The sequence below is a fragment of the Actinoalloteichus sp. GBA129-24 genome (genome assembly GCF_001941645.1).
GTDB classification, from domain to species: Bacteria; Actinomycetota; Actinomycetes; order Mycobacteriales; family Pseudonocardiaceae; genus Actinoalloteichus_A; species Actinoalloteichus_A fjordicus.
On the sequence record NZ_CP016077.1, the window covers coordinates 392,140 to 414,983 of the forward strand.

The window sequence follows — 22,844 nt, forward strand, 5'->3', positions numbered from 1 at the left end:
GAGGTCGAAGAGGGCGGCGAGATTCACGGAGTCCCTTCCGCGGGGTGGTGGTGGGCGGCACCGTTCTCGCCGCCGACGACCAGGATTCGATCGGCGAGCCGGATGACCTGGACCGGCGTCCGGTACAGCTCGGACAGCGTCTCGGAGGTCATCACCTCGTCGGGGGTGCCGATGCGGAAGCGACCGTCGACCAGGTAGAGCACTCGATCGACGACCGGCAGCACGGGGTTGATCTCATGGGTGACGAACAGGACGGCGGCGTCCTTGCGTCGTGCGGAGTCGGCGACCAGTTCGCTCACCATCCGCTGGCTGGCGAGGTCGAGGGAGAGCAGCGGCTCGTCGCACAACAGCAGCGCCGGATCTCCGACGAGGGCCTGCGCCACCCGGAGTCGCTGCTGTTCGCCGCCCGAGAGCAGTCCCAGCGGCCGATCGCCGAACGCGTCGGCGCCGACCGACTGCAATGCCGCGTCGACGCGGCGCCTTCGCTCGGCGCGTCCCCGGAATCCGAGGCCCCAACGGTGCCCGTCGAGACCGAGCCCGACCAAGTCGCGGCCTCGGACGGTCAGCGTCGGCTCGATGGTGCGCTGCTGCGGGATGTACCCGATCCGTCGATTTCCCTTACCTGCGGGAAGACCGCCGATCTGCACCGATCCGCTGGTCAGCGGCTGCAGGCCCAACAGCACGCGAAGCAGGCTCGTCTTGCCGGAGCCGTTGGGGCCCAGCACCGCGAGGAACTCGCCGGGGGCCACCTCCAGATCGAGTCGGTCCCACAGCGTCCGCTCGCCGAACGCCAGGGTGGCCGACCGCAGGCGCAGCGCGGTGGGGTCTTGGGAGCCGGATGTCATCACTGTCCTCGTCCTTGCGGCGGCCGCCCGGTGGCGGCCGGTGCTCGACCACGTGGCGGCCGAGTCCTGCACTGACTGCGCAGCGCTCGAATCCTGCCCGCACCGCTGCGCGGTCGCCTCGTCCCCGGATCGCCGAGCGGCTCGATACGCACCGCAGGCGAGGCGTGGAGACCACCCTCAGGGCGTCAGCGCAGTGGACAGGGCGTCTACCTGACCCGTCATCCACGCGACGTAGTCCTGCTCGCCTTCTGGCAGCGTCTCGGTGAACTCCACCACCGGGATGCCCGCCGCCTCGGCCCGCTCGCGGACCTGGCTGGTCACGGCCGTCTCCGTCTGTGGATTGAACACCAGTGCGTCGATCCCGCCCCCGTCGACCGCCTCGTTGATCTCGGCGATGGCCGCCGCAGGCGGGTCCGTCTCGGCGTCCACGGCGCGCAGGAAGTCCGGCGGCGTGAGGTCGTGCAGACCGGCGCGGGCGAAGAGGTACTGACCGAGCGGCTCGGTCGACAGGATGTGCGCCTCGCCGTCGAGTTCGGTTCCGACGGCATCGATGTGGCTGCCCAGCTCGTCGATCTCGTTGTGGAAGGCCTCGGCGTTGGCGGTGTAGGTCTCGGCGCCGTCCGGATCGAGTTCGCCGAGCTCGTGGGCCACCGCCTCGGCCACGGCGCCGACGGTGGCGACGTCGTACCAGACGTGCTCGTTGCCGTCGCCGTGCTCGTGTCCGTCGTGTCCGTGCCCGTCGTCCTCGTCGGCGTGCCCGTCCTCGTCGGCGTGCTCGTCGTCGGCAGCGCCCTCGGTCTCGTCGTCCGGCGGCGCGGGCACCGGCTCGCCGCCCGGCCCCGTCGCACTGTCGTCGTCGGGGGACTCGTCATCGGTCCCGTGGTCGTCGTCCAGTCCGAGAAGCTCCGCGGCGTTCACGGTGGGCTTGTCCGACCCGACCGAGTCCAGGATGCGAGTCATGAACTCGTCGTAGCCGCCGCCGTTGAGCACGACCAGGTCGGCGTCCTGCACCTCGGCCGCGTCACGCGGAGTGCCCTCGTAGGAGTGGGGGTCGGCGGAGGGGTCGTCGATGAGCGCGACGACCTCGACCTCGTCCCCGCCGACCGCGCGAACGACGCTGCCCCACACGTTGGTGGAGGCCGCCACCCGGAGCGACCCGCCGTCGGCCCCGCCCTGCTGGGCGGACTCGCCGTCACCGCACGCCGCGAGCGTCAGCACAGTGACCGCCAGGCCGCCCACCAGGGCACCGGGTCGCCTCGTCCGGGATCTCATCGCGTCGGCCTCCTGAGACTGACTCTCGAAAATGGAAACGATAGTCAATCCAGTGTAGCCGCTAGCTGTACTCCGTTCGGGTGGCTGTGACGCAAGCCTGTCGCCGAACGGAGCAGCGCGGAGCCCCCGCCGGTGTGGTGTTACTTGGTGGTGATGCGGTGTCCGGTGGTGGGGTGGAAGAGGTGGGTGTGGTCGGGGGTGGTGAGGGTGGCGGTGACTTGTTGTCCGATGGTGGGTGGGGTGCGGGAGTCGACGCGGACGATGAAGCGTTCGGGGGTGTCGGCGGTGGTGGTGCCGTAGACGTAGGCGTCGGCGCCGAGTTCTTCGACGAGGTCGACGGTGAGGGTGATGCCGGGTTCGGTGGTGGTGAGGTGGAGGTTTTCGGGGCGGATGCCGATGGTGACGGTGTCGGTGTCGAGGGTGGTGCGGGTGGTGGTGGTGAGGGGGATGGTGAGGCCGTCGAGGTGGGCGCCGTCGGGGTGGAGTGTGGCGGTTTTGAGGTTCATGGCGGGGGAGCCCATGAAGCCGGCGACGAAGGCGTTGGCGGGGGCGTCGTAGAGGGTGCGGGGGGTGTCGCATTGTTGGAGGAGGCCGTCTTTGAGGACGGCGACGCGGTGGCCCATGGTCATGGCTTCGACCTGGTCGTGGGTGACGTAGATGGTGGTGGTGTCGAGGCGTTGTTGGAGGGCGGCGATGTTGGCGCGGGTTTCGACGCGGAGTTTGGCGTCGAGGTTGGAGAGGGGTTCGTCCATGAGGAAGACGGAGGGTTCGCGGACGATGGCGCGTCCCATGGCGACGCGTTGGCGTTGTCCGCCGGAGAGGGCTTTGGGTTTGCGGTCGAGGTAGGGGGTGAGGTCGAGCATGCGGGCGGCTTCGTCGACCTTGGCTTTGATCTGGTCTTTGGGGATGCGGCGGAGTTTGAGGGCGAAGCCCATGTTCTCGGCGACGGTCATGTGGGGGTAGAGGGCGTAGGACTGGAAGACCATGGCGATGTCGCGGCCTTTGGGTGGGGTGTGGGTGACGTCGCGGCCGCCGATCTGGATGGCGCCTTCGTCGATGTCCTCCAGGCCGGCGAGCATGCGCAGGGCGGTGGACTTGCCGGAGCCGGAGGGGCCGACCAGGACGAGGAACTCGCCGTCGGCGACCTCGAGGTCGAGCTGGTCCACGGCCTTGACCGGGGGCGTTCCCGCGAACACCCGAGAAGCACCCCTGTAAGCCACATCGGCCATCTGCTGCACCTTCCACGCGATAGGTAGCGAACTCCGACCTGCCGGGCTGGACCCCTGCCTGCCGGTTGGTCCGGTCGACATTCCGCCCGCAGCATCGTTGCCGCTACGTGAGGTTCTTGTTCGATTACCCTTTGACGCCGCCGGCCGCGAGGCCGGACACCAGGAAGCGCTGTACCAGGTAGAAAACCACGACCGCAGGGATCGCGACAAGGATTGATGCGGCAGCGAGATGTCCCCACTCGGTCCGGTTCTGCTGGACGAACACCTGCAGGCCGACTGCCAGCGTCTTGGACTGGTCGGCCGCCGAGAGGAGTGACGAAGCGAACGCCACCTCGCCCCACGCGGTCAGGAAGGCGTAGAACGCGGTGACCGCCAGCCCCGGCCGGGACAGCGGCAGCACCAGCCGCCAGAAGACGCCGAAGGGCGACAGGCCGTCCACCCGGCCCGCCTCGTCGATGTCCACGGGAATCGTGTCGAAGTAGCCCTTGAGCATGTAGGTGCAGAAGGGCACCGCCGTGGTGCAGTACACGAGCACCAGACCGATGGTCGATCCCTGGAGCCCCAGCGCGAGCAGGATGTTGTACAGCGGCACGATCAACACCGCGAACGGGAACATCTGGATCAGCAGGAAGCCCAGCAGCAGGCCTCGGCGGCCGGGGAAGTTGAACCTGCTGGCCGCGTAGGCGGTCGTGGAGGCGAGGAAGAGCCCGATCACGGTGGTCAGTCCGGCGATCACCACCGAGTTGCCGAACCAGGCGAGGAAGTCGCCCTTCTCGCCCGCGAGGATCGCCCGGTAGTTGGCGAGGCTGGACTCGTTGAACAGCGTCGGAGTGGGTTCGATGGCCCGCGAGTCGGGCTTGAACGAGGTCACGAGCACCCAGAAGACCGGGAAGACGGCGATGAACGAGGCGACGATCAGCGTGCCGTGCAGTCCGATGCTCGCGAGTCGGGACCGCCGGGTCCGCGTGGATCGCCTCGGCGCGGCTGCCTGCCTGCTGACCTGTAAGGATGCGGCGTCGATGCTCACCAGACCTCCCCCTGCCGCTTGAGCGCGCGGCGATACACGGTGGCGAAGACCAGCAGCACCGAGAGGATCAGCACGCCGTAGGTGGAGGCGATGGCGTAATCCCTGGTGGCGCCGGAGAAGAATCGTTCGAAGGCGTAGGTGATCAGGATTCGGGTGTTGGGGTTCGGCCCGGTGATCAGGTAGATCACGGCGAACATGTTGAAGGTCCAGATGACGCCGAGCAGGATCACCGTGTTCGACACCGACCGCAGCGCGGGAACGGTGACGTGGACGAACCGCTGCCACGGCGTCGCGCCGTCGATCTCCGCCGCTTCGTACAGGTCGGCCGGGATGGCCTGGAGGCCGCCGAGGAGCGCGACCATCATGAAGGGCACACCGAGCCACACGTTGACGATGATCACCGCGACGAGTGCGATGTTCGACTGGCCCAGCCAGACCGGCGTCGGCAGCCCCACCGACTCCAATGCCCAGTTGATCAGGCCGTAGTCGGCGTTGAAGAGGTATCGCCACGAGAACGCGCTGATGAAGGCGGGCACCGCCCAGGGCAGGATCAGCAGCACCCGGTACATGCTGCGGAACCGCATGGGGCGATTGAGCAGCATCGCCAGACCCAGGCCGATGACGTAGTGGAAGAAGACGCCGGAGAACGTCCAGATCAGGGTGCGGACCAGGGTGGCCCAGAACGCGCCGTAGGCGGGCTCGCCGGAGAGCACGTTCAGGTAGTTGGCCAGCCCCACCACGTCGTAGGTGGAGGGCCGGTCCAGGAACGGGTTCGCGATGTTGCCTTCGTTGATGTCGGTGAAGGTGAAGAAGAGGCCCTGCCCCAGTGGCAGGAGCACGAGAACGCTGATCACCACCACGACCGGCAGCACCATGGCGTAGGCGTACCAGTATCGGTCCAGGAACCGACGCACGGTGTCGTCCTTCCTTGCTCGTCGGCGAAGTGAAGCGGCAGCGGAGTGAAATGGCAGCGGCGGCGTCGCGCTCGCGCGAGGGTGTGCGACGCCGCCGAGTCGAGCCTGTGCCTGGTCCGGTCGCTGGGTGTCCGTCTCGGGCGCCTGCCGCGTGCGGCGCGGGAGAGACCTGCGGCGCGGTCGTCTAGTTGGCGGTGTACTCGGTCAGGATGGTGTCCTGGTAGATCGTGGCCACCTCGTCGAGCGCGTCCTGCGGCTCGACGTTGCCCGCCAGGATGTCGGAGTAGGCGATCTTCAGCGGGTCGAACAGCTCGCCGCCCTCGGGAATCCAGGGCCTGGGGTGCGCGCGCTCGATCACCGGGGAGAAGGCCGAGACGATCGGCTGGGCCGAGACGGCCGGGTCCTCATAGGCCGACTCGCGGGTGGGCAGCAGACCGAGCTCGGTCGCGACGGTGATCTGCGATTCGGTGCTGCTCAGGCACGCGATGAGGTCCTGTGCGGACTCGGTCACCGCGCTGCCCTGTCGGATCACGTAGTCGTGACCGCCGACCGGGGAGTTGCCGTCGCCGTCGGCGGGCCCGGGCACGGGGGCGATCCCCAGGTTCTCGGGATCGGCGAACGCCTCGCCCTCCAGCAGCTCGGCCACCGCCCACGGGCCGTCGATGATCATCGCGACGTCGCCCGCGACGAAGGCGGCCTTCATGTTGCCGTAGGAGTTGCCCTGGTCCAATGCGGTCTGCGCGGCGCCGTCGTCGAGCAGTTCCTTGGCGGTGGCCAGGCCTTCGACGGCCTCGGGGGAGTTGACCAGGATCTCCTGCGCCTCGGTGTCCACGAGGTCGCCGCCCGCGCCGTAGATGAAGGGCAGCGCGTAATAGGCGTCGTTGTTCAGGAAGATCGCCGACTCGCCGCCGAGTGCGGGTGCCGACTCCGCCAGCTCCGCCCAGCTCGTCGGCGGCTCGACCTCGGCCTCGGCGAGCAGCTCCCGGTTGTAGAGCAGGGCGAGCGTGTCGGTGACCTGGGGAACGCCGTAGGTTCGTCCGTCGTACTGCGTCGAACTCCACGGGGTTGCCAGGAAGTCGGCGGAGTCGGCGAGGTCGGTCTCGGAGAGGTCCTGGATCAGGCCGCCCTCGGCGAGCTGGGGGACCCAGGCGACCTCGGCACGGAAGACGTCCGGCCCCTGCCCGCCCTGGGCCGCGTTCCGATAGTTGTTCAGGGCCTGATCGAAGGCCACCTGCTCGATGTCGACCTGATAGCCGCCCGCCTCGCCGCAGTCCTCGGCGAGCTGGGCGAAGACCGGCGACTCGGCGGGTCCGCTGGTGTCCCAGAAGACGACGGCTCCGTCACCGCTGCTCGCGTCGCCGCCGGAACCACAGGCGGTGAGTGCTAATGCCGAGGCCAGCCCCATGACGGACATGGTGCTGAGAGTTCTACGTCGCATCGTTGCTGTCGTACCCTCCCGAGAGGACCTGCCGCGCGCATCGCAGAAGGTCGATGACTGAAAGCTTTTGCAGATTCGTTGACGCGGATTGCACTCCTGTTGCGTAGGTCACGTCAAGGGACTGGCGGTAACCAACTGGTAACGAGGCTGCCCTGAGCTGAGTGTGCGGGTCTCCGGCTCGCGATTGGCGGGCAGTATGGGGCCGGGTGGTTGCAAAAAATTGCGACGATCGGCAGGCTGCTCTCATCGGGTTGGTGCGATCAGGGAGAGGAGGCGGCCGAGTGGCTGGACTGTCGGAGATCGCCAGAGCGGCGGGGGTCAGCGTGTCGACGGTGAGCCGGGTGCTCAATCGCCGGGCAGGCGTCAACCAGGACACTCGGCGACGCGTGCTCACCGTGTTGGCGGAGATCCCCTACACCTCGCGGGGAATCGGGGCGCTGCGGCGGACCGGAGTCATCGGTCTGCTCGTTCCCGAGCTGTCCAACCCGGTGTTCCCTGCCTTCGCCGAGGCGCTGGAGACCAGGGCGGCCAGTGCGGGCTACGCATCGATGCTGTGCAACACCCGCTCGCTGAGTCCGCAGGGGCTCGGCGAGGAGGAGTACGTGCGCATGCTGCTCACCCGAGGCGTCGAGGGGATGATCTTCGTGTCTCCCGACATCACCAACCAGGAGAACGCCGCCGATGGCGAGGCCGGTCGAGTGCGCAGTCACTACCGCAGGCTGGTGGACGACGGCGTGCAGCTGGTGTTCGTCAACGGCGGCGCGGCATCGCTGAACGTGCCGGACGTCCGGGTCGACGAGCAGCTCGCCGGCTACACGGCCACCCGACACCTGCTCGAACTGGGCCACCGGAGCATCGGCTTCGTCAGCGGCCCGGCGTATTCGCTGCCCTCCCGGCTCAAGCACGCGGGCTGGGCGGCGGCGATGGAGGAGGCCGGGCACGCCTCGCGGCCGGAACTGGTCGCCCATGCCCCCTACGGCGCGACCGGGGGTGCCAACGCACTGCGGGAGCTGCTCGGCCGCACCGAGGTCACCGGCGTCATCTGCTCCTCGGACCACATGGCGTTGGGCGTGGTCGCCGAGGCACGGCGACAGGGCCGCTCGGTGCCCGCCGACCTCTCGGTGGTCGGCTTCGACGACAGCGCGTTGGCGGCGTACTGCGGCCCGCCGTTGACGACGCTGGCGCAGCCGATCGGCGAGATGGCGGCGGCCGCGGTCGCGGAACTGGTGGAGCGCCTGGAGCCGGAGTCCGACGCGGACGCGGACACCTTCAGCCGGGTGTTCCGTCCTCGCCTGGTGGTCCGGGAGTCCACCGCACCGCCCGCCAGGTGAGGCACCTCGGCGAAGCGCCGGGCGGTGGGAGACGGCTCCCCCGGGCCGGGCGGATGCGCCCGCCGCGCGACAGGCAGGCCGGCCTGTCGTGACCGGGAGAGCGGAGTCTGTCGACGTCCGAGTCGATCCGACGCGCCCGCGCCGAGGGTGCGCGACATCCGCACGGCGTTCTCGAGCCCGATCGTCCTGCGGTGCAGGCGAATCAGTCGACGGCGACGTCCGACCACTCGGCGGGGCGGACGGTTCGTTCGGAGTGTCGCGGCAGGCCGTGCCGTGTCGCGAGATCCCGGTACTCGGCGGCACCCCCGTAGGCCAGCAGGAATTTCGTGATTCACATATCGATCTATTAGGCAAATTGGTCTGAACCACTATTCGCCCAACCGGGGGTGCTGAACTGCGGAAATGCATTCGTTCTAGTGGTGAGCGTCGCGCATGCTTCACCTGTTGGTTCTGGACCGTTACGGTCACTTCATGGCGCGGTCAATGAATGCCCGCCGCCCGGCTACCTTGGCTTCGTTGGCGGCAGAACTCGGGGTCTCACGGACCACCGTGTCCAATGCCTACAACCGCCCTGACCAGCTCTCTCCTGAGCTTCGTCGGCGAGTCCTGGAGACCGCGCGGCGTCTAGGTTATCCCGGACCCGACCCGGTGGCGCGTTCACTGCGGACGCGAAAGGCCGGTGCAGTCGGACTGCTGCTGACCGAGAACCTCTCCTACGCCTTCCGCGATCCGGCGGCGGTGAGCTTCCTGGAGGGGCTTGCCCTGGCCTGCGAGACGGCGGGCCAGGGACTACTGCTGGTGCCCGCGAATCCGGAACGCGAGGATGTCGCGGCCGTACAGCGGGCAGGCGTCGACGGATTCGTCGTCTATTCGGTTCCCGACGACGATCCGCATCTCGCCGCGGTGCTGGAGCGGCCGGTGCCGACCGTCGTGTGCGATCAGCCGGAGTTGGAGCTGTTCGACTCCGTCGGCATCGACGACCATGCGGCGATGACCGAGGTCGCCGCGCACCTCATCGCGCTGGGGCATCGGCGAATCGGCGTGATCTGCATGCGATTGAGCCGTGATCGCAACGACGACGTCGTTCCGCAGACCAGACAGCGCGGCGCGCACTTCCACGTGCAACGCGCGCGCCTGGCCGGGCTCGCCGAGGCATTCGCCTCCGTCGGCGTCGACTGGTCGGGTGTGTCGGTGGTCGAGCGCTTCGACCATGACGTCGAGAACGGCGCCGCCGCTGCCGCCCAGCTCCTGGATCGTGATCCGCAGATCACGGCGGTGGTCTGCACCTCGGACATCCTGGCGCTCGGTGCGATTCAGGAGGCGACTCGCCGAGGACTGCGCGTTCCGCACGACCTCACCGTCACGGGCTTCGACTGCGTGGCCGAGGCGGAACGGATCGGACTCACCACCGTGCGCCAGCCGGTGCGGGAGAAGGGCCTCGCGGCGGGCAGGCTGCTCACCGACCCGACCGATCACGGCAGGCCGCGTCGGGTCACGCTGCCGACCGAACTCATCATCGGAACCACCTCGGCGGCGCCGAGGACGGCAGAAGAACGCTGGTTCGGTCCCTGACCTCCGATCCCCGAAATCTGGCACTGCCCGGCACTGACCGGCACGTGCGGTCCGGCGGGAGAACCGAGCCTGCTGAGGAGGGCTCGATCCGAACGCCGGCTCCCAGCCTGCGCGCCTAAGCCCGTCGGCTGCCGACAGCGCTTGTCTCCGATCGCAGGGGGCCGGCGGGTCGACTTCCACGTGCCCGCCCGCACCCGACATCAGCCCTCGGCGAGGCGGCGGTCGGCTTCGGCAGCGGCCGCCGGTGTGTTCGGCTCCGCTCACCTGCGGTGGTCGGCGGACCGGCCTACCCGCGCGCTGCGGTGCAGCCGGACGCTGTGAAGGTGTCGTCGCCACGGGCGGCGGTCTCGGCCGTCGCAGGGTCGGCGCGCGACGACGTCGGCGTCGGGTCGTCGTGGTGACGACACCGGGGCGGCGCCCGGCCACCGTCGTCGGTTCCCACCCCGTCGGTCGAACCTCTCCCGCCCGACCTCGAGTCCGCCCGCGTAGGCGGCTGCTCCGCCGACCACATCCCGTCGTCGGCGTGTCCCGACTCCTCGGCGAGCTTCCTGCCGCGCCCGTCGCAGAACCGCTCGGCCTCCCCACAGACGGCGAAGAGCCCCGGACCGGCGTCGGCCGATCCGGGGCTCTGCTTCGTCGGTGCGTCGGTGCGTCGGTGCGTCGGTGCGTCGGTGCGTGTCAGGCGGACAGCAGCCGGGCACAGCGGATCAGGCCCAGATGCGAGTACGCCTGCGGGTGGTTGCCCAGCGAGCGCTCCGCGATCGGGTCGTACTCCTCCGGCAGCAGGCCCGTTGGGCCCGCCGCGTCGACGAGCTGCTGGAACAGCTCCTCGGCCTCGGTGCGCCTGCCGGTGAGGAGGTAGGCCTCGACCATCCAGGTGGCGCACAGGTGGAAGCCGCCCTCGGTGCCGGGCAGGCCGTCGTCCCGCTTGTACCGGTATACGGTCGAACCGCTTCGAAGTTCGGCCTCGGTAGCCGTCACCGTGGCATGGAACCGGGGGTCCGAGGGCTCGATCAGCCCGGCCAAGCCGATGTGCAGCGTCGCGGCGTCCAGGTCCGTGCCGTCATAGGCGGTCGTGAAGGACTGGACCTCCTCGTTCCACCCGTGCTTGAGCACGTCCTCGGCGATCTCGCTGCGCAACGCGGTCCAGGCCGGGTTCACCTCTCGATCGTGCGCCTCGGCGAGCTTCAGCGCCCGGTCCAGGGTCACCCAGCACATGACCCGCGAGTACACCCGGTGGCGCGGCGCGTGCCGCTCTTCCCAGATGCCGTGGTCCGGCTCGTTCCACCGTCGCGAGACCGCCTCGGCCATGGACTTGACCATGCCCCAGTCGTCGTCGGTGAGCTTGCCGCGTACCTCGGTGAGCTGGACGACGAGATCGACCACCGGACCGAACACGTCGAGTTGAACCTGCTGGTTCGCCAGGTTGCCGACGCGAACCGGTCGCGAGCCCGCGTAACCCGGCAGCGTGTCGATCACGGCCTCCGGCCCCAGTGCGGTGCCGTAGAGGGTGTAGAGCGGGTGCAGTCGCTCCGGACCCGGCAGTGTGTCCAGAATGCGGTGCAGCCAGCCGAGATACGCCTCGGCCTCCACCGTGGACCCGAGCGACACCAGCGCCTGAGCGCTGAGCGCCGCGTCGCGAACCCAGCAGTAGCGGTAGTCCCAGTTTCGGATGCCGCCGATCTCCTCGGGCAGCGACGTGGTCGCCGCCGCGAGGATCGCGCCGGTCTCGCCGTGGGCGAGCCCGCGCAGGGTCAACGCGGAGCGACCGACCAGTTCGCGCTGAACCGGCGGCAGCTCCAGGGTGTGCAGCCACTCGGACCAGTAGCGCCCGGCCCGGTCACGACGCGCGGCCTCCGAGGTCTCCGACGGCGTCAGATCGTCGGTCCCGCAGCGCAGCTCCAGCACCACCGGCTGGTCCGCTCCGGGGTGGACGACCGCGCGGGCCGTCTCGTGGATGCCGTCGGTGTGGATCTCCCACTCGACGCCCGGCGAGTACAACGCGATCGGGTCGGAGGTGCCCAGCACCCGCAGACCGGCGTCCTCGCGCACCAGCCGAACCTGGACCTGGCCGAACTCCGGCCTGGGCGCGAACTCGACGCTGGCCGAGGTCGTGCCGCTGATCAGCCGGGTCAGGTCCGTGCGGTGCGCTTCGCAGTCCTGGTGCAGGTAGTCGGTGACCAGCAGCCGCGACCAGCGCGTCTCGACCGTCATCGTGCCGGGGAGATACCGCTGGCCCAGGGGCAGACCGTTGCGTTCCGGCTTGATCGAGAAGTGTCCGGCACCGGGTCCGCCGAGCAGGTCGGAGAACACGGCGGCGGAGTCGGGCTCGGGGTGACACATCCAGGTGAGTCGCGCATCCGGCGTGAGCAGCGCGACCGAACGCTCGTTGGCGAGCATGGTCAGCCGCTCGATCGGCGGCGCCTGCTCGCCGAACAGCCAGGTGCGTCGCTCCTCCAGCAGGAAGGCGAGCACCGTGGCCACGGCAGGCGTGTCGTCGATTCGATAGCCTGCCGCCGTGTCACCCGGTCCGACCTTGATGCCGAGGTCCGGGCCCTGCAGTCTGAGGAACGCCTTCTCGTCGGTCACGTCGTCGCCGATGAACAGCGCGGCTGTCGCGCCGACCTGATGGCGCAGGACGTCGAGCGCATTGCCCTTGTCCGTCTGCACCACGGCGAGTTCGAGGACCGCCTTGCCCTCGGTGGTCTCGACACCGTCCCAGGTGGCCGGGTCGGCCCGGATGATCTCCATGACCGCGTCGGCCACGTCCGGCTCGGCACGGCGAACGTGCACGGCGATGCTCGCAGGCTTGATCTCGAGGTGAACGCCCTCGTAACCTGCGGTGATCTTCTCAATATGCTTCTTGAGTCGAGTGAGCAGCGCCGTCGCCTCGGCGTCCAGCTTGTGGACGAAGCCGACGTCGAACTCGGAGCCGTGGCTTCCCACGAGGTGGACCTCGGCGGGCAGGCGGGACAGCGTGGCCAGATCGCGGAGAGCCCGGCCCGAGATCACCGCGGTGGTCGTCGTCGGCAGAGCCGCGAGCGATCGCAGTGCATGGACGGACTCTGGCAGTGGTCTGGCCTGGTCGGGGTTCGCGACGATCGGGGCGAGCGTTCCGTCGTAGTCACAGGCGATCAGCAGTCGGGGAGTCCGAGCTGTCTGAATGATCGCGCGGCGAAGATCGGCGGGGAGGGCCTCGGCGGTCAACGCCTCCTCCTCACGGCATCAGGGGTGGACTGGTGAACTGCGGTCAGGGCGTGAGTTGCGTTCCCAGCGCCTCAAGAAATGACCTTGCCCAACGATCGACATCGTGGGTGAGAACCTGACGGCGCAGTGCGCGCATCCTACGGCGACCTTCCGTCGGATCGACGTTCAGGGCGGCGACTAGAGAATTCTTCACCCCATCCAGGTCATGGGGGTTGACCAGGAACGCACTGGTGAGTTCTGCGGCGGCTCCCGCGAACTCGCTGAGCACGAGCGCGCCGCCCAGGTCGTGGCGGCACGCGGCGTACTCCTTGCAGACGAGGTTCATCCCGTCACGGACCGGCGTCACGACCATGACGTCGGCGGCGCAGTAGAACGCGGCGAGTTCGGTGCGTTCCACGGAGGAGTGCATGTAGTGCACGGCCGGGTGGCCCACCCGGCTGAACTGGCCGTTGATCCTGCCGACCTCGCGCTCGATCTCCTCGCGCATCTTCTTGTAGTGCTCGACCCGCTCCCGGCTGGGAGTGGCGAGTTGGATCATCACGGTGTCCTCGGCGTCGAGCCTGCCCTCCTTGAGCAGCTCGCCGAAGGCGTGGAGCCGGACGTCGATGCCCTTGGTGTAGTCGAGCCGGTCGACACCCAGCATGATCCGGCGCGGGTTGCCGAGCTCGGCGCGGATCTGCCTGGCGCGCGCCTGCGTCTCCTTGCTGCGCGCCAGGGCGTCGAAGCCGGTGGCGTCGATGGAGATCGGGAAGGCCCCGACCCGGACCGGGCGATCACCGACCTGCACCACGCCGGGCCGGTTGCGGACGCCCACGCTGCCCCTGCTCGGTTCGAAGCCTGCGAGCCGTCGCGCCAGCCAGAGGAAGTTCTGCGCCCCGCCGGGACGGTGGAAGCCAACCAGGTCGGCGCCCAACAGGCCCCGCACGATCTCCGCGCGCCAGGGCAGCTGCATGAACAGCTCGACGGGCGGGAAGGGAATGTGCAGGAAGAAGCCGATGCGCAGATCGGGTCGCAGCTCGCGGAGCATCGCGGGCACGAGTTGGAGCTGATAGTCCTGAATCCAGACCGTCGCGCCCTCGGCGGCGACCCCGGCGCAGCTCTCGGCGAACCGCCGATTCACTCGAACGTATGACTCCCACCAGGAGCGGTCGAACACCGGGGGAGCCACCACATCGTGGTAAAGCGGCCAGAGCGTGGCGTTGGAGAAGCCTTCGTAGTAGTCCCGGAATTCGGCGGAGCTGAGCGACACCGGATGCAGGTACTTGTCGGAGGCTTCGAACGGCTCGACGTCGACGTCGGCGACGCCCGGCCAGCCGACCCAGGCGCCGCGCCTGGCTCGTAGAAAGGGTTCCAGGGCGCTGACCAGCCCGCCGGGGCTGTGTCGCCATCGTTGCGTGCCGTCTTCGGCTTCTTCGAGATCTACCGGAAGACGGTTCGCGACAACGATGAAATCCGCGCGCGGAGAGATGCTGCTCGCGCTGCTCACCGTTCGCCTCCTCGGTTCCAGGGGAGCGATCGGCCGTGCCCGACTGACACGGGACCGGCGACGCTGCGCGGACGCTCCGTGTGTGAGAGCTATGTGGACGAGGCTAGTCCTTTCCTGACTGTCGAGCTGATCGAGTTGTCCTCGTCACATGTCGCTGAGTAACCGATTGCTCCAGTCGGTGGAACATCTGCTCATTCGAGTCGGCGCGGCGCCGGGTTCAACGGACCGGACATCCTCGGCCCGGCCAGCCGTCGCTCCAGCCTGCTCAGACCACGCTGGACGGGGTGCGCCAGGAACTCGCCGAGCACCACCCCGGCACCCAGGGCCAGCGCGATGCCCGCTGCCATGATCAGATCCGGAACGGCGCTGGTCACATCGTTCTCCGCCGCGAGCTGGTAGAGCGCGCGGTAGGTGGACAGCCCGGGCAGCAGCGGGGCGATTCCGGAGACCACGATGACGAGCGCGGGGACGCGGAGCCTGCGGCTGAGGACTCCGCCGCAGAAGCCGACCACGGCGGCGGCGCCCGCCGCGGCGGGGATCGGACCGACCAGGGTCGACAGGATCAGTCCGCTGTACGCGGCCTGTCCGATCGCGCCCGCGCCTGCGGCGACGAGCAGCGTTCGTCGCGGTGCGTAGCTGGCGAGGGCGAAGCAGGCGGCGGTGGCCGCTGCCGCGATCACCATCATCGGCACCTCGCCTGCCACCGGTGGCAGGCGCTCGGCGACCTGGGCCTCTGAGGCGCCCAGCGCCACTCCCACCCGCAGGGCGAGCACCACGCCGGTGACGAGGCCCGCCGTCATCAGCAGCGTCTCGCCTGCCCGGCCGGTGGCCGTGACGTTGTAGCCGCTCACCGCGTCCTGGGCGACGCCGACGACGGACAGCCCGGACAACAGCACGACGAGGTTCGCCGCCACCGCGAGCGAGGTGGTGGCGTCGCCGAGCAGATCGGACTCGTAGACGGCCATCGCCGCGCCGGTGGCGATGGCGCCGCCGACGATCTGTTGGAAGAAGAAGGGCAGTGCTCGGCGATTGAGCAGCCTGCCCACCTGATCGATCACCACGGTGATCAGCGCCGCGAGGATCACCAGCAGCGGACCGGCGCCGATGAGCACCGCGATGGCAGCGGCCATGCCGCCCCAGGCCAGCGTCGAGACCCAGCGCGGGTAGGGGTGCCGTGCGGTGGTGATCCGCTGGAGCTCGGAGTGCGCGTCGCCGACGCTGATCTCGCCGGAGGTGATCTGGCGGACGAGGTCCTCGGTGGCGGAGAGCCTGCTGTAGTCCATCGACCGGCTGCGCACGACCCGCAGCGTGGTGATCGGGGCCTGGTCGACACCGAGGTGACAGCACACGGTGATCGAGGTGTAGATGACGTCGACCTCGCAGTGCGGCAGGCCGTAGGCGTTGGTGACCGCCAGGATCGTCGCCGTGGCGTCGGCGGCGCCCGCGCCGCTGGCCATCTGGACCTCGCCGATGCGCAGGGCCAGATCGAGGACCAGATGGATGGTCGGGATGGCGGGAAGGGCGGGCCCGTACTGGACGTCGTGCTCGTTCGCCGCAGGCACCGGGTTCTTCCGGCGCAGTACGTCACGAGCCCGCTGGGCGAGACCCACGGGCCTGCCTCCTTCTCTTGCTACACCGCAGTCGTCGCCGCCTCGGCGGGAAAGAGTGACTCTCGATCGACGTCGACTTGTGGGGAATGTGTGCTGGGAATCCGTCGCCTGCTCGGAATCCGATGACCGGTCGCCACTGACCGAGGACGTCGGGTCCTCCGGATGGCACGCCCGTGAGCACGGGGAGCCGCCCAGGTCATCGGCGTGGACGCCGCGCCCGTTGCAGGTGGTCGATGGTGGCCTTGGACACGTTTTGACCGTCGGGACGAAGTCGTGATCGAGAGCTCCGAAAGAACTGGTCTCCACGCTAGGCTTCGGTGGGAAACGCACAGGTCAGCCGACGTGTTCCCATGCGCACGGGTGACAGAGGACTCACTCGGGCGGGTCGGTCGTCGGCGGACGTGCCCCGCGTGTCGGGGCCGGGCAGGATGGGCATGACGAACCCGGCGGCCTACGATGTGACCGACCGCCCGCAGGGACGGCACGCCGACGTAGCTCAACTGGCAGAGCACTTGTCTTGTAAACAAGAGGTCAGGGGTTCGAGCCCCCTCGTCGGCTCCAGACAGTCGCGGCGATCGAGACGTCGCAGGCGACCACTCGCTCACCCGCATCAGGCAGACTCGACGGGCATCGAGGACGCAGGCTGCCGCGCCGTCTCGTCGCACCACGATCGGACCGCACGGTGCGTGCCGCTCGACCGCCCGAGTCCTCCTGCCCCGGTCGGTACCCCGTGATCCGAGATCGCTCCCGATCATGATCGATCAATGACGACGGCTTCACCCCGCTCGTGGTAGAACCACGCTGTTCTGCTCCCGTGATGTCGAAGTGATGAGGAACTTGTATGTCCTACCGCGCGGCGCCCGGTCGGTACGAGGACATGGTCTATCGGCGTACCGGTGCCAGCGGCCTGCGGCTGCCCGCGCTCTCGCTGGGTCTGTGGCAGAACTTCGGCGGCGAGCGGCCCTACGAGGCGGCCCGCGCGGTGGCCCGGCGGGCGTTCGACCTGGGCATCACGCACTTCGACCTCGCGAACAACTACGGGCCGCCGTACGGCTCTGCGGAGCAGACCTTCGGCAGGCTGCTGACCGACGACCTCGCGCCGTACCGGGACGAGCTGATCGTGTCCACCAAGGCGGGTTACGACATGTGGCCGGGTCCGTACGGCGTCGGCGGCTCGCGGAAGTACCTGCTGGCCTCACTCGACCAGTCGTTGGCCCGCACCGGACTCGACTACGTCGACGTGTTCTATTCACATCGATTCGATCCGGACACTCCGTTGGACGAGACGATCGGCGCCCTGATCTCCGCCCATCAGCAGGGCAAGGCATTGTACGTCGGAATCTCGTCGTATTCGGCGACGGCGACTCGGGAGGCCGCCGACATTCTGCGGCGGGCAGGCATTCCGCTGCTTGTTCACCAGCCCTCGTACTCGATTCTGAATCGGTGGATCGAGCCCGAGCTGCTGCCCACGCTCGGTGAACTCGGCGTCGGCTGCGTCGTCTTCTCGCCGTTGGCGCAGGGACTGCTGACGGATCGCTATCTCGCAGGCGTTCCCGCTGATTCGCGGGCGGCGCGGGGCGGCACGCTGTCGGCCGAGCAGTTGACCGAGGAGCAGCTGGCGCCGCTGCGCCGGTTGAACGACCTGGCGCTCGGCCGGGGACAGACGCTCGCCCAACTTGCGCTGACCTGGGTGCTGCGCGATCCCAGGGTGACGTCCGCGCTGATCGGGGCCAGTTCGACCGCCCAGCTCGATCAGAACATCGGAGCGCTCACGGCCCCGCCGCTGACCGACGCCGAACTCGCCGAGATCGACGCTGCCACCGCCTGAGGCCACTGTTGCGGGGGGTGCCTGTGAGTTCTATTCTCCAGTGTGCTATTAACACTGGTTTGACGCCAGGGGCAACCTTTTTGTTGTGCTTGTCACCGGGGTATCTGCGAATCCCCAGGTAGATGCGCGGTCCGTGAGTCGTTGACCTGGCACTTTTCGGCGGCTCTGTTACGTTGACTCATCATGACCAAGGCTCATCAAGCACGACCAAGTGATGAAAGCGGGTCAGGGGCGCGCGCGATGATCGAGGCGCCGACACGGACCGACGGTGCCGCAATGTGGAGAATTGCGCGTGATTCCGGCTCGCTGGACCTGAACTCCTCCTACGCCTACGTGCTGTGGGGTCGAGACTTCGCGGCCACCTCGGTGGTGGCGCGGATCGGGGATCGCCTCGGCGGGTTCGTGACCGGGTACCGGCGGCAGGACGCGCCGGAGGTCCTCATGGTCTGGCAGGTCGCCGTCGACGCCGAACATCAAGGTCAGGGCCTGGCGGGCCGCATGTTGGCGACTCTGGTGGACCGGGTGGTGGCGGACGGAGTGCGCTTCGTCGAGACCACGATCACCTCGGACAACACGGCTTCGATCCGACTGTTCACCGGTCTGGCGCGAGAGCGCGCCACCACGATCGAGCGGCATGATCTCTTCGCCGCCGAACTGTTCCCGGCAGGCCACGCCGCCGAAGATCTTTATCGCATCGGCCCGTTCGGGGCTGTCCCGCCCACTTTATGAAATCTTTTCGCAGCCAGGCTTCAGGCGTCCGCATCTGCGGGCGCCTCGGCCGGGGGTGGCGCTGCTGTGCATGTCGGGGATCGATCTGTTCCTGGTCCAGTGTCGTCGCATTCGGTTGGTAACTGTTGACCCCAGATCGGACGGAGTATCGTGAACGTCTTCGAAACCTTGGAATCCGAGGTTCGCAGCTATTCGAGGAGCTGGCCGACGGTCTTCGATCGGGCGAGCGGAACCTGGTTGTACGGTGCCGACGGAACGCCGTATCTGGATTTCTTCGCCGGCGCGGGCGCGTTGAACTACGGGCACAACAACCCGATCTTGAAACGTGCCTTGATCGAATACCTGGAACGCGACGGGGTGACCCACAGTCTCGACATGGGGACCGTGGCCAAACGTGACTTCCTCACCACTTTCAAGGACGTGGTGCTGTCGCCGCGCGGCCTGGACTACAAGGTCCAGTTCCCCGGTCCCACGGGTGCCAACTCGGTCGAGTCGGCTTTGAAACTCGTCCGCAAGGTCACCGGACGCGAATCGATCATCAACTTCACGAACGCCTTCCACGGTATGACCCTGGGCGCACTCTCGGTCACGGGGAACTCGATGAAGCGCGGCGGCGCGGGCATCCCCCTCGTCCATGCGACGCCGATGCCCTACGACAACTTCCTCGACGGGCGGACCCCCGACTTCCTGTGGTTCGAACGGCTGCTCGAGGACAGCGGCTCCGGGTTGAACGAGCCCGCCGCCGTGATCGTGGAGACCGTGCAGGGCGAAGGCGGGATCAACGTCGCGCGGCTCGAGTGGCTGCGGGCACTGTCCGAGCTGTGCAAACGCCACGAGATCCTGCTCATCGTCGACGACGTCCAGATGGGCTGCGGCCGGACCGGGCCGTTCTTCAGCTTCGAGGCGGCCGGGATCGTCCCGGACATCGTGTGTCTGTCGAAGTCCATCGGCGGGTACGGCCTGCCCATGGCGCTGACCCTGCTGCGTCCCGAGCTGGACGTCTGGGAGCCCGGTGAGCACAACGGCACGTTCCGGGGCAACAACCCGGCCTTCATCACCGCGACGGCGGCCCTGCAGGAGTACTGGACCAGCGACCTGCTGGAGAAGGGCACCCGTGCCAAGGGCGAGCACATCGGCCGTGCGCTCGAGGGCCTGGCCGAGTCGATCCCCGGTGTCGAGGCCCGAGGCCGAGGCCTCGCGAGGGGCCTCGCCTTCGACGTCCCTGAGCAGGCAGGACAGGTCTGCCGGGCCGCCTTCGAGCGCGGGATGCTGATGGAGACCTCCGGACCGGAGAGCGAGGTGGCGAAGCTGATGCCGCCGCTCACGGTCAGCGACGAGGAGGTGGAGCGCGGCCTGTCCATCGTCACCGATGCGGTCCGCTCCGTCTGTGGGGCGGCGGGCTGACCGGCCGCCGCACCCGTTGATCTGATCCGATTCAAGTGCTAGGAGTGACCACGTGATCGTTCGTTCGCTAGGTGAGATCGAGGACACGGAGCGGGACGTCAAGACGCCCAACTGGCGCAGCAAGCGCATCGTCCTCGCGAAGGAGGGCGTGGGCTTCTCGGTTCACGAGACCACCATCTACGCGGGCACGGTGAACGACTTCTGGTACGCCAACCACGTCGAGGCGGTCTTCGTCGTCGAGGGGCGTGGCGAGCTGACGGACAAGGAGACCGGCAAGGTCCATCCGCTGGCTCCCGGCACGCTGTACCTGCTTGACGGCAACGAACGGCACCAGGTTCGCGCCGAGACCGACATCAAGACGGTGTGCGTGTTCAACCCGCCGGTCACCGGCGCGGAGGTGCACGACGCCGACGGCGTCTATCCGCTGATCGTCGAGACCGCCTGAGCGCTCCGCCCGAGGAGACCCGACACATCCGACCACTGCTGGAGGCGATTGCTCACAGACCCCGGAGGGTATGAGATCCGGTAGGAGACCGGACATGCCGCAGACCCGAGGCTTCCTCCCACCACGAACCAAGAGAGCGGTTCGCACACGTGATGCGAACCCCTATCGGCAATTCGCCACGGAGATTGGAGAGCGCATGACTGTCGTCGACGTCGAGACCGGGGATCTCTATCCCACCCGAGTGGGTGCCGAGCCGTCACTCGTCCGCCGCCAGGACCCGGTGGTGTGGCCGGGCGTGCAGTCCGGCCCGATCGACCGCCAGACCTTGGCGAGCTACGACGAGAAGGGCTTCCTCACGGTCGACGGCCTGCTCACGCCCGCCGAGGTGCAGGAGTTCTGGCAGGAGCTCCAGCGGCTCTCCAACGACGCCGAGGTCAAGGCGGACGAGCGGACCATCGTGGAGAAGGCCTCCGACGAGGTCCGGTCCATCTTCGAGGTGCACAAGATCAGCGAGGCGATCGGCAGGCTCGCCGCCGATGAGCGGGTGCTCGATCGAGCCAGGCAGATCGTCGGCTCCGATGTCTACATCCATCAGAGCCGGGTGAACTTCATGCCCGGGTACAAGGGCAAGGGCTTCTACTGGCACTCGGACTTCGAGACCTGGCACGCCGAGGACGGGATGCCCCGGATGCGCGCGGTGAGCATGTCCATCGCGCTCACCGACAACTACCCGTTCAACGGCGGGCTGATGCTCATGCCGGGTGCGCATCGGACCTTCGTGTCCTGCGTCGGCGCGACGCCGGAGAACAACTACAAGGCCTCGCTCACGGAGCAGGAGATCGGTGTTCCTGACGAGAACAGCATCACCAAGCTGGCGGCCGAACACGGCATCGAGCAGTTCACCGGCTCGGCGGGCTCGGCGTTGATGTTCGACTCGAACTCGATGCACGGCTCGGGCAACAACATCACTCCGTTCCCCCGCTCGAACATCTTCCTGGTGTTCAACAGCGTGGAGAACCGGCTGCACGATCCTTATGGGGCCGCCGCGCCTCGGCCGACCTTCATCGCGGACCGGAACTTCATCCCGGTCCAGCGCTGACCCGGACGGCGGGCGGTGCGGTTCGTGCCAGGACGGGCGGACCGCACCGCAGGCGCGGTGGCTGCGCAGGCGCAGGCGCGCAGGCCGACCCGCTGATCACGACGCCGGGCTCTGCCGGGCGTAGCCGCACCTGTACCTGTGGCGGCCGGTACCGATCGGGCCCGCCGCACCACGACGATGTCGGGTCGAATGCCGAGGCGGGCGCGGCGCATACCGGCTCAGGCACCCCGGCTCAGGCCACCAGGTATCGGCCTTCCTCGAACTCCTCGCCCGCACACGTCGCACCGAGGTCGTAGCCGATGTCGGCGATCACGTCGGCGAGTTCGAGCCGGGCCAGCCACGGCTTGGGCAGCACGGCGGTGCCGTGCAGCGCGCCGAGGATGTTGCCCGTCAGCGCCGCCGTCGAGTCGCTGTCGCCGGAGTGGTTCGCCGCCAGCCGCAGCGCGTCCGGGAACTGCGCGGACTTGCGATGCGTCAGCGCCGCGTACACCGCGATGGCGAGGGTCTCCGGGGCAACCCAGCCCGCACCCAGGTCGGCGATGGAGTCGGCCGACGGGCCGCCGGTGTGGGGCGGCCTGCCGAAGGCCCGCGCCTCCCTCGACGCCCTTGCGTCCTCGTTGTCCCGTTCGGCTGCGCGGGCAGCGGCCGCCAGCAGGCCTGCGGTGGTCGGATCGTCGCGCAGCACCCGCCCGGTCACCTGATCCACCGCCTCGCTGAGCGTGCGGCGGCGGACGGCCAGCAGGTGCACCAGCAGTGCCAGCGACCCTGCGGGCGCCCAGCCTTCGGGGTGGCCGTGCGTCAACGCGGCGAACTGACAGCCCATCCGGTAGGCGAGTTCACCCGTCGGGGCGAATCCTGCGGGCGCCGTGCGCACCACACCGCCGCAGCCGTTGGCCGTCTCGTACTGGATGTCGTCGGTGGGCGGGTGTTCATTGGCCAGCGCACGCAAGGTCGCCAGGCCGGGGGACCGGTTGGCGTAGAGCCTGCGCTCGGCCAGCAGGCCTGCGGGATTCTCGCCGGGGCCCTTGCCCTGCTGCGTGGACAGCCAACGGCGATACGCCAGCCACACCTCGTGTGCCGGGTTCCAGGTCTGGAGATGCTTGCCGCGTACCCAGGCGCTGATGTAACCCTCGGCCGTGAACAGGGTGAGCTGGGTGTCGTCGGTGATGAGCGCGGGCTTGGGCAGCTCGACGATGCCCTCCGGCCCGTAGGCGCGATGGATCTCGGAGAGGCGGGAGAACTCCACCGGAGCACCGAGTGCATCGCCCATGGCGCCCGCCAGCAGACAGCCTGCCGCACGGTCCACCACGGTGGGCTGTGCTGCTGTCACGTTCCCCTCCCTGCGCCGCCAGTGCCCGCCGCCGCGACGCCGGGCGCGCGGGACACGACAGTAGCCTCTCTCTAACGG

At 68.6% G+C, this 22,844-nt stretch carries 17 protein-coding genes and 1 tRNA gene; 8 read left to right on the forward strand and 10 right to left on the reverse strand.

The features are described 5' to 3' along the window. Nucleotides 1-23: 23 nt before the first annotated feature. The 6 genes from UA75_RS01740 to UA75_RS01765 form a co-directional block, all read right to left on the reverse strand. A complete protein-coding gene (locus UA75_RS01740) occupies nt 24-845 on the reverse strand; it encodes a metal ABC transporter ATP-binding protein (RefSeq protein WP_075738284.1) in 822 nt (273 codons plus the stop codon). A 177-nt stretch (nt 846-1,022) separates the two neighbouring features. Beyond that, nucleotides 1,023-2,117: a metal ABC transporter solute-binding protein, Zn/Mn family gene (locus UA75_RS01745; RefSeq protein ID WP_075738286.1), complete on the reverse strand. Its 1,095-nt coding sequence runs from the start codon at nt 2,115-2,117 to the stop codon at nt 1,023-1,025. Nucleotides 2,118-2,257: 140 nt separating this feature from the next. Then, nucleotides 2,258-3,346: an ABC transporter ATP-binding protein gene (locus UA75_RS01750; protein WP_075742218.1), complete on the reverse strand. Its 1,089-nt coding sequence runs from the start codon at nt 3,344-3,346 to the stop codon at nt 2,258-2,260. A 124-nt stretch (nt 3,347-3,470) separates the two neighbouring features. Then, nucleotides 3,471-4,373 carry a sugar ABC transporter permease gene (locus UA75_RS01755; protein WP_075738288.1) on the reverse strand — a complete coding sequence of 301 codons (903 nt, stop codon included), beginning with the start codon at nt 4,371-4,373 and terminating at the stop codon, nt 3,471-3,473. Further along, nucleotides 4,370-5,248 (reverse strand): carbohydrate ABC transporter permease, encoded by an 879-nt coding sequence (locus UA75_RS01760; protein WP_083683895.1) that lies wholly within the window; start codon nt 5,246-5,248, stop codon nt 4,370-4,372. The genes UA75_RS01755 and UA75_RS01760 overlap by 4 nt, the downstream gene beginning before the upstream one ends. A gap of 223 nt (nt 5,249-5,471) precedes the next feature. Beyond that, nucleotides 5,472-6,725 carry an extracellular solute-binding protein gene (locus UA75_RS01765; RefSeq protein ID WP_075738292.1) on the reverse strand — a complete coding sequence of 418 codons (1,254 nt, stop codon included), beginning with the start codon at nt 6,723-6,725 and terminating at the stop codon, nt 5,472-5,474. Nucleotides 6,726-7,006: 281 nt separating this feature from the next. Here UA75_RS01765 and UA75_RS01770 point away from each other — a divergent pair, with 281 nt between their 5' ends. Then, nucleotides 7,007-8,056: a LacI family DNA-binding transcriptional regulator gene (locus tag UA75_RS01770; protein WP_075738294.1), complete on the forward strand. Its 1,050-nt coding sequence runs from the start codon at nt 7,007-7,009 to the stop codon at nt 8,054-8,056. A gap of 471 nt (nt 8,057-8,527) precedes the next feature. Then, entirely contained in the window at nt 8,528-9,628 is a 1,101-nt protein-coding gene (locus UA75_RS01775) for a LacI family DNA-binding transcriptional regulator (protein WP_075743301.1), read from the forward strand. Nucleotides 9,629-10,306: 678 nt separating this feature from the next. On the opposite strand, the gene otsB is transcribed toward UA75_RS01775, so the two are convergent. The 3 genes from otsB to UA75_RS01790 form a co-directional block, all read right to left on the reverse strand. After that, the gene (gene otsB / locus UA75_RS01780; RefSeq protein WP_075738296.1) at nt 10,307-12,835 is read right to left on the reverse strand and encodes a trehalose-phosphatase; all 2,529 of its coding nucleotides are present in this window, start codon (nt 12,833-12,835) and stop codon (nt 10,307-10,309) included. Nucleotides 12,836-12,878: 43 nt separating this feature from the next. After that, nucleotides 12,879-14,321, reverse strand: coding sequence for an alpha,alpha-trehalose-phosphate synthase (UDP-forming) (locus UA75_RS01785; protein WP_083682853.1), 1,443 nt, complete (start codon nt 14,319-14,321; stop codon nt 12,879-12,881). A 191-nt stretch (nt 14,322-14,512) separates the two neighbouring features. Next, complete coding sequence (locus UA75_RS01790) at nt 14,513-15,931, reverse strand: threonine/serine ThrE exporter family protein (RefSeq protein ID WP_075738300.1); 1,419 nt, start codon at nt 15,929-15,931, stop codon at nt 14,513-14,515. A gap of 485 nt (nt 15,932-16,416) precedes the next feature. Between UA75_RS01790 and UA75_RS01795 the strand changes: the two genes are divergently transcribed. From UA75_RS01795 to thpD, 6 genes are all read left to right on the forward strand, one after another. Beyond that, a tRNA-Thr gene (locus UA75_RS01795) sits at nt 16,417-16,492 on the forward strand. A 280-nt stretch (nt 16,493-16,772) separates the two neighbouring features. Further along, on the forward strand, nt 16,773-17,759 hold the full coding sequence (gene mgrA / locus UA75_RS01800) for an L-glyceraldehyde 3-phosphate reductase (RefSeq protein ID WP_075738302.1): 987 nt from the start codon (nt 16,773-16,775) through the stop codon (nt 17,757-17,759). A gap of 240 nt (nt 17,760-17,999) precedes the next feature. Then, on the forward strand, nt 18,000-18,488 hold the full coding sequence (ectA, locus tag UA75_RS01805) for a diaminobutyrate acetyltransferase (RefSeq protein WP_318533305.1): 489 nt from the start codon (nt 18,000-18,002) through the stop codon (nt 18,486-18,488). A gap of 150 nt (nt 18,489-18,638) precedes the next feature. Continuing rightward, nucleotides 18,639-19,892: a diaminobutyrate--2-oxoglutarate transaminase gene (gene ectB / locus UA75_RS01810; protein ID WP_075738305.1), complete on the forward strand. Its 1,254-nt coding sequence runs from the start codon at nt 18,639-18,641 to the stop codon at nt 19,890-19,892. A gap of 52 nt (nt 19,893-19,944) precedes the next feature. Further along, complete coding sequence (locus tag UA75_RS01815) at nt 19,945-20,337, forward strand: ectoine synthase (protein WP_075738307.1); 393 nt, start codon at nt 19,945-19,947, stop codon at nt 20,335-20,337. Between the two features lie 196 nt (nt 20,338-20,533). Next, nucleotides 20,534-21,436, forward strand: a complete 903-nt coding sequence (gene thpD, locus UA75_RS01820; RefSeq protein ID WP_075738309.1) for an ectoine hydroxylase — start codon at nt 20,534-20,536, stop codon at nt 21,434-21,436. A 232-nt stretch (nt 21,437-21,668) separates the two neighbouring features. Here thpD and UA75_RS01825 read toward each other — a convergent pair whose 3' ends face one another. After that, the gene (locus UA75_RS01825; protein ID WP_232237595.1) at nt 21,669-22,766 is read right to left on the reverse strand and encodes an ADP-ribosylglycohydrolase family protein; all 1,098 of its coding nucleotides are present in this window, start codon (nt 22,764-22,766) and stop codon (nt 21,669-21,671) included. Between the last annotated feature and the right edge of the window lie 78 nt (nt 22,767-22,844).